Origin of the sequence: Microcoleus sp. Pol8_D6, assembly GCF_036700965.1 — a bacterium.
In the GTDB taxonomy this organism is placed as follows: domain Bacteria; phylum Cyanobacteriota; class Cyanobacteriia; order Cyanobacteriales; family Microcoleaceae; genus Microcoleus.
Genome location: NZ_JAUBPW010000056.1, coordinates 37,065 through 48,506 on the forward strand (window position 1 = coordinate 37,065; position 11,442 = coordinate 48,506).

The 11,442-nt window shown below is 44.4% G+C and carries 12 protein-coding genes; 7 read left to right on the top strand and 5 right to left on the bottom strand.

What is annotated here, in order from left to right; genetic code table 11:
• The first annotated feature begins 109 nt into the window (after nt 1-109).
• Both QUA10_RS20775 and QUA10_RS20780 read left to right on the top strand, forming a co-directional pair.
• On the top strand, nt 110-2,113 hold the full coding sequence (locus QUA10_RS20775) for a heavy metal translocating P-type ATPase (protein ID WP_333084356.1): 2,004 nt from the start codon (nt 110-112) through the stop codon (nt 2,111-2,113).
• A 201-nt stretch (nt 2,114-2,314) separates the two neighbouring features.
• Nucleotides 2,315-3,619: an Nramp family divalent metal transporter gene (locus QUA10_RS20780; protein ID WP_333084354.1), complete on the top strand. Its 1,305-nt coding sequence runs from the start codon at nt 2,315-2,317 to the stop codon at nt 3,617-3,619.
• An 84-nt stretch (nt 3,620-3,703) separates the two neighbouring features.
• Here the strand turns inward: QUA10_RS20780 and ctpB are convergent, their stop codons facing one another.
• Nucleotides 3,704-5,023, bottom strand: a complete 1,320-nt coding sequence (ctpB, locus tag QUA10_RS20785; protein ID WP_333084353.1) for a carboxyl-terminal processing protease CtpB — start codon at nt 5,021-5,023, stop codon at nt 3,704-3,706.
• Between the two features lie 196 nt (nt 5,024-5,219).
• On the opposite strand from ctpB, the gene QUA10_RS20790 reads away from it, so the two are divergent.
• A complete protein-coding gene (locus QUA10_RS20790; protein ID WP_333084352.1) occupies nt 5,220-6,065 on the top strand; it encodes a hypothetical protein in 846 nt (281 codons plus the stop codon).
• 54 nt (nt 6,066-6,119) lie between these two features.
• Here the strand turns inward: QUA10_RS20790 and QUA10_RS20795 are convergent, their stop codons facing one another.
• A complete protein-coding gene (locus QUA10_RS20795) occupies nt 6,120-6,689 on the bottom strand; it encodes a pseudouridine synthase (protein WP_333084350.1) in 570 nt (189 codons plus the stop codon).
• A 213-nt stretch (nt 6,690-6,902) separates the two neighbouring features.
• Here QUA10_RS20795 and wecB point away from each other — a divergent pair, with 213 nt between their 5' ends.
• A complete protein-coding gene (gene wecB, locus QUA10_RS20800; RefSeq protein ID WP_333084349.1) occupies nt 6,903-8,015 on the top strand; it encodes a non-hydrolyzing UDP-N-acetylglucosamine 2-epimerase in 1,113 nt (370 codons plus the stop codon).
• 109 nt (nt 8,016-8,124) lie between these two features.
• On the opposite strand, the gene QUA10_RS20805 is transcribed toward wecB, so the two are convergent.
• The 3 genes from QUA10_RS20805 to QUA10_RS20815 form a co-directional block, all read right to left on the bottom strand.
• Nucleotides 8,125-9,303 (bottom strand): TPM domain-containing protein, encoded by a 1,179-nt coding sequence (locus tag QUA10_RS20805; RefSeq protein ID WP_333084347.1) that lies wholly within the window; start codon nt 9,301-9,303, stop codon nt 8,125-8,127.
• Nucleotides 9,304-9,590: 287 nt separating this feature from the next.
• Entirely contained in the window at nt 9,591-10,112 is a 522-nt protein-coding gene (locus QUA10_RS20810; protein ID WP_333084345.1) for a hypothetical protein, read from the bottom strand.
• Between the two features lie 8 nt (nt 10,113-10,120).
• A complete protein-coding gene (locus QUA10_RS20815; protein ID WP_333084343.1) occupies nt 10,121-10,618 on the bottom strand; it encodes a TIGR00725 family protein in 498 nt (165 codons plus the stop codon).
• A gap of 250 nt (nt 10,619-10,868) precedes the next feature.
• On the opposite strand from QUA10_RS20815, the gene QUA10_RS20820 reads away from it, so the two are divergent.
• The 3 genes from QUA10_RS20820 to QUA10_RS20830 all read left to right on the top strand — a co-directional run bounded on the left by QUA10_RS20820 (nt 10,869) and on the right by QUA10_RS20830 (nt 11,391).
• Nucleotides 10,869-10,994: a hypothetical protein gene (locus tag QUA10_RS20820; RefSeq protein WP_333084342.1), complete on the top strand. Its 126-nt coding sequence runs from the start codon at nt 10,869-10,871 to the stop codon at nt 10,992-10,994.
• Between the two features lie 63 nt (nt 10,995-11,057).
• Complete coding sequence (locus QUA10_RS20825; RefSeq protein WP_333041441.1) at nt 11,058-11,267, top strand: toxin-antitoxin system, antitoxin component, Xre family protein; 210 nt, start codon at nt 11,058-11,060, stop codon at nt 11,265-11,267.
• Entirely contained in the window at nt 11,254-11,391 is a 138-nt protein-coding gene (locus QUA10_RS20830) for a type II toxin-antitoxin system PemK/MazF family toxin (protein ID WP_333084341.1), read from the top strand. The genes QUA10_RS20825 and QUA10_RS20830 overlap by 14 nt, the downstream gene beginning before the upstream one ends.
• The last annotated feature ends 51 nt before the right edge of the window (nt 11,392-11,442 follow it).

Here is an 11,442-nt window from a genome sequence, read left to right on the forward strand (position 1 = left end):
ATAAAATCTAGTAGATTTTTAACTAAAAATCTACTAGATTTTATTTTTGAATCTATAATATGAATATCTATTCATATTATCATTGGTTATAATATACCTAGGAAAAACCATGCAAAAAGCCAAATCGAGCGATTCCGGCTGCTGTAGTCACGACAACCACCACGATCGCAGCCATGAGAATCATAACCACACCGACCACAGCCACGACCACGACCACGACCACGACCACGACCACGGGAACGGAGATTTTAACCTCAAGCAAGAATTGATTCCTGTGATATTGGTTGTTGTACTATTTGTCGGCGGTTTAATTTTTGAAGAAAAACTCCACAACACCCCCTATTCTATAGGTGAATATCTGGTTTTCATCCCAGCCTATCTTTTAAGCGGATGGAACGTTTTAACCAATGCGGGTCGCAATATTTTGCGAGGGCGATTTTTTGATGAAAATTTCTTAATGACTATAGCAACACTCGGCGCTGTCGCTATTCACAAACTCCCGGAAGCAGTCGGGGTGATGTTGTTTTTCAAAATCGGAGAACTTTTTCAAGAATTTGCGATAGGGCGATCGCGTCAATCGATCCGATCGCTTTTAGAAATTCGCCCAGACAGCGCCAACCTCAAAGCAAATGGCGACATCAAAAAAGTTTCGCCAGAAACCGTAGCCGTCGGTGATATCATCCTTGTCAAACCGGGAGAAAAAATTCCCTTAGACGGTGAAATTATCGACGGCAACTCTCAGATTGACACATCTGCACTCACTGGAGAATCAGTACCTCGAACCGTGAAAGTTGGAGAAACAGTTTTAGCAGGAACAATTAACCAGACAGGAGTTCTCACCGTCAAAGTTACCAAACTATTCGGCGAATCTTCAATCTCCCGAATTCTGGAATTAGTAGAAAATGCCAGAAGCAAAAAAGCTGAAACAGAGAAATTTATCACCAAATTTGCCAGTTACTACACGCCGTTTGTAGTATTTGCATCGCTAGCAGTGGCTTTAATTCCGCCTTTGTTCATTTCAGCAGCAACTAATGCAGACAGATTTTTATGGGTTTACCGCGCGCTAGTCTTGTTAGTTATTTCCTGCCCTTGCGGATTGGTGATTAGCATTCCTCTGGGATACTTTGGAGGAATTGGCGGTGCAGCCAAGGGCGGTATTTTGGTTAAAGGCTCGACTTTTTTAGATACCCTGACAGCAGTCAAGACAGTTGTTTTGGACAAAACAGGAACTTTGACAAAAGGAGTTTTTAAAGTAGCACAAATTGTGCCTATAAATGGTTTTGCCCAAACAGAGTTAATGACAATAGCGGCTAAAGTAGAATCTCAATCAAATCACCCAGTCGCGAAATCTATTATGGAAGCTTACGGCGGAAAGATAGATTCATCGGATGTTAAAGATTACGAAGAAATAGCGGGACATGGCATCCGAGCAAAATTAAATAATCAAATTGTGCTGGCGGGAAATGACCGTTTGCTGCACCGAGAAAACATTCTTCACGATGTCTGCAATGCTGAAGGTACGATCGTGCATTTAGCGGTAGACAACCGCTATGCTGGGTATATTTTGATTGCTGACGAGTTGAAGGAAGACGCAGTACAGGCTATTCGCGACCTCAAGAAACTGGGTGTTGAGCGAATCGTGATGCTCACAGGAGATAATCAAGCTGTAGCCGATAGTGTTGCGAAAAAGCTCGGTTTAGATTCCTATTTAGCCGAGTTATTACCCGAAGGAAAAGTCGAGGCGATCGAAAAACTGATCGGTCAATCTAAAAAAGGCGATAAAATTGTCTTTGTCGGGGACGGAATTAATGATGCACCCGTGCTTGCTAGAGCTGATGTGGGCATAGCGATGGGGGGTTTGGGCTCCGATGTGGCGATCGAAACTGCCGATGTTGTGATTATGGCAGATGCACCGTCTAAGGTGGCTGAAGCCATTAAGATTGCCCGAAAAACTCACAATATTGTCTGGCAAAATATCATTTTTGCCCTGTCAGTCAAAGCGATATTTATTGGTTTGGGTGCTTTTGGTTTAGCGACAATGTGGGAAGCAGTTTTTGCCGATGTTGGGGTGGCTTTAGCGGCTATTTTTAATGCGACTAGAGTTTTGAAATAGAGTATTCGTAGACAAGAGTGATTTTTGCCGATCGACCTAATCTTAGTCGATCGCGCGTACCTCGCTTCAACCTCAAAAATATACACAATTTATTTAATATATACGCTGATTCCGCCGGAATTTTACCCATAGAACCGATCAAATTTAGCGGAATTTGTGAGATTATGAAAATAATATGAAAAAGATTGAACGGTAAAACCAATGACTGACTCGGAAAATAGCCCCAGCCTTCCTGAAGTCCACCGCAGCATCCCCGTTCCCAACAGCAAAGGTTTCTGGCGTACAATGCTGGCCTACGCAGGGCCTGGATATTTGGTTTCAGTGGGTTACATGGACCCCGGAAACTGGGCGACTGACTTAGCGGGGGGAGCAAAGTTTGGCTATGCGCTATTAAGTGTGATTTTGCTATCTAATTTGATGGCAATTTTGCTGCAATCACTCTGCGTGCGTTTGGGAGTGGCAACGGGACGAGATTTGGCACAAGCTTGTCGAGATTACTTCAGTCCGCAAGTCAGTTTTTTGCTGTGGATACTTTGTGAAATTGCTATTTCTGCTTGCGATTTAGCTGAACTTGTTGGCAGTGCGATCGGACTGCAATTGCTATTTGGCATACCCTTAGTTTGGGGCGTGTGCATCACTGCACTAGATGTGATAATGGTGTTATTTATACAAGGAAAAGGCTTTCGTTATATCGAAGCTTTAGTGATTACAATTATTGCAATTATTGGCGGTTGCTTTATCGCAGAAATAATTTTTGCCAAACCAAATGCTGGAGGAGTTTTAATCGGTTATGTTCCCAGCCTAGAGATTTTGCAAAATCAGGCAATGCTTTATATTGCGGTTGGTATTTTGGGAGCAACTGTGATGCCGCACAATCTCTACCTGCATTCATCGATCGTGCAAACTCGCTCTTGGGAAGAAACTGCTGATAAAAAATGGGAAGCAATTAAATTTGGCACAATTGATTCTACCGTAGCGCTCTCAATAGCTTTGTTTATTAATTCAGCTATTCTGATTTTGTCTGCTGCCAGCTTTCATTTTTCCGGCTATCAAGAAGTAGCAGAAATTCAAGATGCTTACAAACTGCTTTCTCCAGTGCTGGGTGTGGGTTCTGCTAGTGCAATTTTTGCCTTTGCTTTATTGGCTTCGGGCCAGAATTCAACCTTGACTGCAACTCTAGCAGGACAAATTGTGATGGAAGGGTTTCTAAATTTTAGACTGCGACCTTGGTTGCGGCGCTTGCTGACTCGACTGGTGGCCATTGTGCCAGCTTTAATTTCAATTATCCTGTTCGGTGAAGGCAGTACAACTAATTTGCTGGTTTTCAGTCAAGTGATTCTCAGTTTGCAATTACCCTTTGCAGTAATTCCCTTGGTAATGTTTACCTCAAACCAGCGCTTAATGGGAGAGTTTGTGAATCCATTTTGGCTGAAAGCCTTAGCTTGGTTAGTGGCTAGTATTATAGTAGGATTAAATAGTTGGCTGTTATTACAAACCATTTTCTAGCAATCTGAGGCTAAATAAAATTACAAAAACAAAACCCGCCGGCGCGGGTTTTACCTTAAAGCTAATTGCTAATGACGGTTTCAACTACTTCTTAGGAACAACAACCTCATTAGCAGCAACGGGACGCGCCGAGGAAGCGGTAGTTTTCAAAAGTGCGATCGCCTGCGCGTAGCAAGGATCATCCTTAGTCGCAACCAACATCGGTTTGTTAGCTAATTTCAGCTTTTGTTCGTCGGTGATTTCCACCTTAACATCAGGAGTAACCCCCTTGTGGCTGATATCCGTACCGTTGGGAGTATAGTAGTGAGCGATCGTCACCGCCAATCCCGAACCGTCAGCCAAAGAATGCACCGACTGCACCAAAGCTTTGCCAAAAGTTTGGCCGCCCATCACAGTTGCGCGCTTGTTATCCTTCAGAGCACCAGCCAAAATCTCGCTGGCGCTAGCCGAGTTGTCGTCCACGAGCACCACCAAAGGCTTGTCAGTGAGCGCAGTGCGATTTGCCTTCATTTCCTGAGAATCGCCCGCGCGATCGACTGTGCGGACGATCGCCCCTGTATCCATCCACATCCGAGCGATATCAATGCTTACTCGCAGCAACCCGCCGGGATTCCCCCGCAAATCCAAAACAAAAGCGTCAGCTTTCTGAGCCGAGAGCTTTTTAATCGCCGCCTCCATTTGTTCGCCCGCGTGGGAGCTAAACTCTTGCAAACGGATGTAACCGACATTCTTACCGCCTTCATTCTTGAGGCTGTAGCGAACCGCTGCTACCTCAATTCTCGCCCTAGTCAGAGTGATATCAAACTCGCTTTTGCCCTCACGAGCAATCCGCAGCGTTACTTTCGTGCCTTCCTCGCCCCGAATTATCTGAGCCGCATCCGAGACAGTCATGCCTTTGGTAGTTTTGCCGTCAATCACCAGAATCGTATCGCCCGCTTGAATCCCTGCCTTCAGGGCCGGGGAATTTTCCATCGGCTCGACTACGGTAATCGCTTTGGTTTTCTCGTTTTCTTCCAGCCTCATCCCCACCCCTGTCAGTTCCCCAGAGGTTTGATTCGTCAGCGCTTCGTACTGCTTCGGGTCCATGAAGCGCGTGTAGGGGTCGTTTAATTTCTCTAGAGCTTTGCGGAGGGCGGTGTAGGCAGCTTCGCGAGAGGTATAATTTTTGCTCAGCAGTTCTTGGCGGGTCACTTGCCAGTCAGTCTTGTTAAAGCTGCCATCAACATAGTCTCGGTTTACAATTTGCCAAGCTTCGTCTAAGACAGCTTTGGGGCTATCTTGAAGCTCGGCGCGGACTGATTGACTCAGGCCGGGAACGAGTAAAGATATCGAAGCGGTTGTTGCCATCGCCCCACTGAACAGGGCTGCCTGTAATTTAGAAAAGCGTCTGCGGGCTTGATTCATTGAATTTGGCTCAATTCGATTTTAGATTTTTGATTTGAGATTTTATATTGCTAAAAAATCTCACACTACTACTTAAACTATTGTGTGGAGGCTCCACCATCCCTTTGGACAGTTTAACGAGATTTATTGTCGATCGCCAACCAATTATTACTCTCTTTCAATAAACTTAATTTAAAACTTGGATTTATAAAGTGCCGTGGAAGCTAAAATCGAACAATTTTCGCGTAAGTGGTTGAGCCTGCTCGTTAATGGAGCTATCGGTCTAGCAGCGCTGGCGGGGGTCGTCGCCATGCAGTCTAGCCGGGAGTTGGGCGGAATGTCCCTAGTTGGCATTCAGGGGCAAAAGCCGCTGTCTGCAATGTCTGCTGCCAGTTTCAAGCAAGCCGCACAGCAAGAAGCGCAGCAAGAAGCCCTGCGGCTAAAAATGCTCAAAACAGTCCCTAGTTTTGGGTTTGATAATTTAATTGCAGATTGGACATTTCTCAAATTTTTGCAGTATTTTGGCGACGATGAAGCGCGAGATGTAACGGGCTACAATCTGAGCCAAGATTATTTTGACATAGTTACGCAGCGCGACCCGCGGTGGGCTGACATCTACCTGTTTCTTTCCACAGCTATTTCTTTTTATCAGGGAAAGCCTGAAACCGCTGTTAACTTTATAGAGCGTGGTACTAGGGCCCTTGCCGTTTCGCCGCAACTTCATTCCCAATCATGGATAGTGTGGCGAACTAAAGGTCTTGATGAGTTGCTGCTGTTGGGGGATATTCCCGACTCAATTCGCTCCCACGAAATGGCCGCTGATTGGGTGGAAGGAAGCCCGGAAGGGCCGAAATTGGCGCCGATATTTCGAGCAACTGCTGAGTATTTACGCCGAGATCCCGATAGCGTGCCGGTGCGGTTTACTGCTTGGAGCACGGTTTATGCTCAAACAACTGATAAGGTGGTGCGTCAAAGGGCGAAACAAGCTCTTGTCAAGTTGGGAGCTCAGGTGCAAAAAGATAAGGATGGAAATGAGAGTTTTATTTTGCCGCCTCGAAAGTAGTTGACTGTTGACTGTTGACTGTAATTCTCCAATCCAAAATCTAAAATCTAAAATCTAAAATCTAAAATCAGCTTGAGTTAGTTCGCGCCATTCACCGGGTTTGAGGCCTTCGAGACGCAAATGCCCGATCGCGCATCTGACCAGCCGCAGCGTCGGAAACCCTACTGCTGCGGTCATCCGGCGGACTTGGCGGTTGCGCCCCTCTGTGAGAGTCATTTCCAGCCAAGCTGTCGGCACGTTTTTACGAAATCTAATCGGCGGTTCGCGGGGCGGCAAAGGTGGTTCTTCTAACAATAATTGCACTTTTGCCGATCGAGTCCGATAATCTTGAATTGTGACACCTGTCTGCAAAGCGGAGATCGCACTTGCATCGGGAATTCGTTCCACTTGCACCCAGTAAGTGCGGGGATGAGCGAATTTCGGGTCACTGAGGCGGTGCTGCATTTGTCCATCATCGGTTAGCAGCAACAAACCTTCACTATCGCGATCGAGCCTTCCTACTGTATAAATGTTAGGAATAGGAATATAGTCTTTGAGAGTGCTGCGTTTAGTTTCGCTGGAGTTGTCAGTGAATTGAGTTAAAACATCGTAGGGTTTATAAAATAGAATGTAGCGATAAGGCATGACAATTAAACAATAAAAATGTACCAACAGTGCGAGATAAAACTATATAACATCCTCAATAAACCCCTTCCTCTCTATCTTTTCTCCCTCCTCTGCGCCCTCTGCGCCCTGTGCGGTTCTTAAAAAAATAAATCTTATTAACCAACGATTCAAACCTGCTATAAAATATTGAGCCTTTAAAACCCTCACAAATCTCAACTACCCAATTTTACCATGCCCGAAGCCACACACCGCGTTTGCATCGTCTTAGGAACTCGCCCGGAAGCGATTAAACTAGCCCCAGTCATTCAACTGTTCAAAAGTTCTCCAACCTTTGACACCCAAGTAATTTTAACCGGTCAGCACCGAGAAATGGTCGAACAAGTAATGCGAATGTTCGATCTAAAAGCCGATCGGGATTTAGCAATTATGCAGCACCAGCAAACCTTGACAGATATTACATCCCGGAGTTTGCAGGGTTTGGAAGCCTTGTTTAAAGAATTGCAGCCCCACATCGTCTTAGTTCAGGGCGATACAACGACAGCATTTGCCGCTACTTTGGCTGCATTTTACCAAAAAATACCCGTAGGTCACGTAGAAGCCGGATTGCGGACAGACGACGTGTTCAATCCTTACCCTGAAGAGGCTAACCGACGGTTGATATCTCAGCTCACAAGGCTGCATTTTGCCCCGACAGAGCTGGCCCAAGAGAATTTAGGGCGATCGGGCGTTTTGGGAGAAATTCACCGTACAGGCAACACAGTAATCGATGCTTTGCTTTCTGTCGCCAAACGCGAACCAGAATGCAACATTCCTAACTTAGATTGGAGCAAATATCGCACTATCTTAGCAACAGTTCACCGCCGCGAAAATTGGGGAGAACCTTTAGCAGGAATTGCTCACGCATTTCGCCAAATTTTAGATAATTTTCCCGATACAGCCTTGCTCTTACCTCTACACCGAAATCCAACTGTTAGAGAACCTTTGCAAGCTCTTTTGGGCGACCATCCAAGAGTCTTTTTAACTGAACCTTTAGATTACGCAGAATTAGTAGGAGCGATTCAGAGATGTCATTTAATTCTCACGGATTCCGGTGGATTGCAAGAGGAAGCACCTAGTTTGGGCAAGCCAGTTTTAGTATTACGAGAAACCACAGAAAGACCAGAAGCAATTTCTGCAGGTACTGCTAAACTGGTTGGCACTAATTCTGATATAATTTTCACAGCAGCAGCAGAATTGCTCAGCAATTCCGAAGCTTACAACGCAATGGCAATGGCAATTAATCCCTTTGGTGACGGTTTGGCGGCTTCGCGGATTTTGAAAATTGTTGAAGAGTATTTTAGTTAGCTACCCCTCGATTATTCGCCGGTTGAAGCCGCAACTATACAAAATTTAGTCCCCGCAGAGGGAGACTAATTCTTGTTAAAAAAAGTCGGTTTCTGCCTCCCTTCCCGAATTACCAATCCCCACCGCCACCCCCACTACTAGAGTCGCTACTGCTACTGCTGTAGTCGCTACTGCTGCTACTGCTGTAGTCGCTACTGCTACTGCTGCTGTAGTCGCTACTGCTACTGCTGCTGCTGTAGTCAGCACCCGCACCGCCACCGCTGGAATTGCCACCGCCAAAGCTACCCCCGCAGTCGCTGTTGCTAATACTGTAGTCGCTGCTATTAGTGCTGTAGTAGCCACCGCAATCATCGCTACTACTGTTACTGCTGTAGTCCCTAGTGCTACTGTCATCAATGCTGTGACTGCTGTAATTGGGACTGTGACTGCTGTAATTGTGATTGTTACTGCTGTAATTGGGAGTGTGACTGCCGTAATTGCGATTGTTACTGCTGTAATTGCGCGGATAACGGCGGTGGCGGTAACGAGATATCCGAGAAAATAAGCTGCGAAATATCCTGAAGATAATGAAACAAGGTATAAATGCTATGAATGCTATGAATAACAACCCTAGTAAGCCATAGATTAAATTCGATGAATCTTCACCTGTGGATGTACTATTGCTAATAACTGGCGATTGACTAGGTATTGGTGACGGTTTCACCCCTTGAGATGGTACGATTGGAGCAAAAGGCAGCGTGGTTTGAGATTGAGCATTTACCATCGGAGTTTGTAAAACATTTACTAACTCCTTTGTCCCGGCTAACGTGCCCCCATCAAAGTCCTGCTGTTTAAATCTGGGCGTAATTTCGTTTTTAATAATTCCCACTACCTGTGCATCGGGTAAAATGCTTTGAATGCCAGAACCTGTTTCAATTTGAACGCGGCGTTCACCAGACGAAATCAACAATAAAACTCCGTTATTTTTACCTTTTTTGCCAATACCCCAAAAGTTAAATAATTCAGTAGCAAATGCTTTTGGTGTCGCAGATGGTTTAGTATCAGGCACTGTCACAACAGCGATTTCTGAACCATTTTTCGCATCTAAATCCGAAATCATTTGATTTAGTTGAGTTTCGGTGCTGTCGCTGAGAATGTTTGCCTTGTCCGTTACCCAAGTATTATTGAGTTGACGGGGATTCGGTACTTCTTGTACTGTTATAGCTTGGCTCGTTAGGGGAAATGCAATTGCCGCAAAGCACAGCCAACTGCTCCAGATGATTTGTTTGTTGCTAAATTGTAACTGCATTGCTTCAGTCTCCTGAATAACTGCTAGTCTGAAAATGACATATATCTGTCCGCCTAATTACAATTAAATAACCAGCTCACTGTCATGTCAATTCATATTATTCAGAAGTTGGGTTCATAAAAATCATAATTTTAGGTGCGCCATCAGCACTTTACATTTATAGTCCTGGACGCAGGGTGGCGAGAAACCGGGTTTTTAACCAAAATAATTGCTGAAAACCGTTAATCTGGGTTCAAAAACCCGGTTTCTTAGTGGGCGAGTGCGAGTGCGAACTAATTTAGATATTGTTAAGGAGAGGGAACTGGTGGCATAAAATTGCTACTGCCTTTATAACCGGATAAAATAGCCAGTTTTTCCAAAGATTGCCTGCCCGTGTAATATTTTCCCCGAATTTCCCAAGTGGGATAAGCTTTAATATTGGCAGCTTTGCACAAATCCGGTTGAGCATCTTTGCCTCTGGGATCGCACTCAATGTAAGTAATTGCGGTAAATGCTTCTTTGCCGAAAAGTTCTTGTTGCGTGTGACAGTGAGGACACCAGTAAGCACCGTACATTCTAGCTTTGATTGTCTGCAAATGGGTTGCTAAAGCTATTTGATCCGGCACGGATTCACTGCGAATAGGTGGCGCTTCTTGTTCGGTAACAGGCCGTGCAAAAGGGGGAGGAGGAGGGAGGGTTTGTGCTAATTTTTGAGTGGGTTTGTTGCTGAAACTGAACTGTGCAATTCTTCCGTCTGCTTTGGTAGTGACGAAAATCCCCAAAGTCAGGAAAATGCCGATCGCACAAAAATTAAACTTGCTTACTCTCATCTTGGATTTCATCTTGAATTTGCTAGGATTTCGCGAACTTGATTCATAGCCTCTACAGCATTGTTTACCACAAAGATGTTAAATTGTGCTAAACCTTGAAAAAAAAGTTGACTTTCACGGCTGTGATTTAACAATATAACTTGTTTGTTAGCTTTGAGTGCGAGGGCAATTTCCGAAGCTGTGCCCGTCCCCATACCGCAGGCAATTATTACATCTGAAGAAAGAACGTTAATGTTATTTCTGGCGTTTCCCATATCGGTGACAATGGCAATATCTACAGCTTCAAAAATGCCGCGAGTGTCATTTCCCGGAAGGATGCCGACTGTTAAACCGTTAGCTGATTTTGCTCCTTTGTTGGCGGCATCCATGACGCCGACATTTCTGCCACCAGTTAGCAATATCCATCCTGCTTCGGCGATGAGTTGTCCGAGTTGATAGGCGTTTTCTAAGTCGGTTGATGTGGCACTTTCGCCGGCGCCCATGATGCCAATGATGATTTTTTTCATAGTTTTGGGGTAAATATGGTGTTATTAATACTTGCGAGTTTTTGGCACTATCTACGAATGTATTTTATCATATAAATAGTGGCTTATCAAAACAGCTTTTGACACAATTAACTTCCTGAATTTTCCTAGTATTTTTACTATGAAATAGCAAACATTTAAACTAGATGAATCTCAGATAAAATTTTTAGAACTCTGTCAAAACTATGGATTTAAAGATCCTAGTGAATTGGTTAGGATAGCGATTCAACGGTTGGAATTAGCGTTAGAAACCGAGCAGTTGAAAGAATCGGCGATGCTCTATGCGGAAGTCTATGCAGAAGAGACAGAGTTACAGGAATTCGGGGAATTAGGTTTAGAAGAATGGCTGAGGGAATAAATTAGATTAAATTGAGAGAGTATAAAATGTAGGCTAAGTTAAAATTAACAAGTGAGAGATAACATGAGTGTCGCCCAAAACCCGGAAACAAAGCTGATGGAAAAAATCCGTAGTTTACCGCCCGATAAAATTACGGTATTAGAAGATTTTATCGATTTCCTTTTAACGCGAAGTGAAGATCGTCTGCTCGTTTATACTGCAACTAAACTCTCAGAAGCAGCTTTTGCTAAAATTTGGGATAACCCAGAGGACGCGGAGTATGACGAGTTATAATTTTGGTGATGTGGTTTTAGTTCCGTTTCCTTTTACCGATCAAACTACCACTAAAAAAAGTCCAGCAGTTGTGATTAGTTCTGACGTTTATAATGCTGAATACAGCACTTTGCTTAACGATTAGGTACAATATTAGAGGTGGTAAGAAAGAGAACAATGAAACCCTACTCCCTAG

Bases quoted from the DNA above. Each gene is read 5' to 3' on its own strand.
- QUA10_RS20775 (WP_333084356.1), top strand. From the start codon at position 110: ATGCAAAAAGCCAAATCGAGCGATTCCGGCTGCTGTAGTCACGACAAC.
- QUA10_RS20780 (WP_333084354.1), top strand. From the start codon at position 2,315: ATGACTGACTCGGAAAATAGCCCCAGCCTTCCTGAAGTCCACCGCAGC.
- ctpB (WP_333084353.1), bottom strand. From the start codon at position 5,023: ATGAATCAAGCCCGCAGACGCTTTTCTAAATTACAGGCAGCCCTGTTC.
- QUA10_RS20795 (WP_333084350.1), bottom strand. From the start codon at position 6,689: ATGCCTTATCGCTACATTCTATTTTATAAACCCTACGATGTTTTAACT.
- wecB (WP_333084349.1), top strand. From the start codon at position 6,903: ATGCCCGAAGCCACACACCGCGTTTGCATCGTCTTAGGAACTCGCCCG.
- QUA10_RS20805 (WP_333084347.1), bottom strand. From the start codon at position 9,303: ATGCAGTTACAATTTAGCAACAAACAAATCATCTGGAGCAGTTGGCTG.
- QUA10_RS20810 (WP_333084345.1), bottom strand. From the start codon at position 10,112: ATGAGAGTAAGCAAGTTTAATTTTTGTGCGATCGGCATTTTCCTGACT.
- QUA10_RS20815 (WP_333084343.1), bottom strand. From the start codon at position 10,618: ATGAAAAAAATCATCATTGGCATCATGGGCGCCGGCGAAAGTGCCACA.
- QUA10_RS20825 (WP_333041441.1), top strand. From the start codon at position 11,058: ATGAGTGTCGCCCAAAACCCGGAAACAAAGCTGATGGAAAAAATCCGT.
- QUA10_RS20830 (WP_333084341.1), top strand. From the start codon at position 11,254: ATGACGAGTTATAATTTTGGTGATGTGGTTTTAGTTCCGTTTCCTTTT.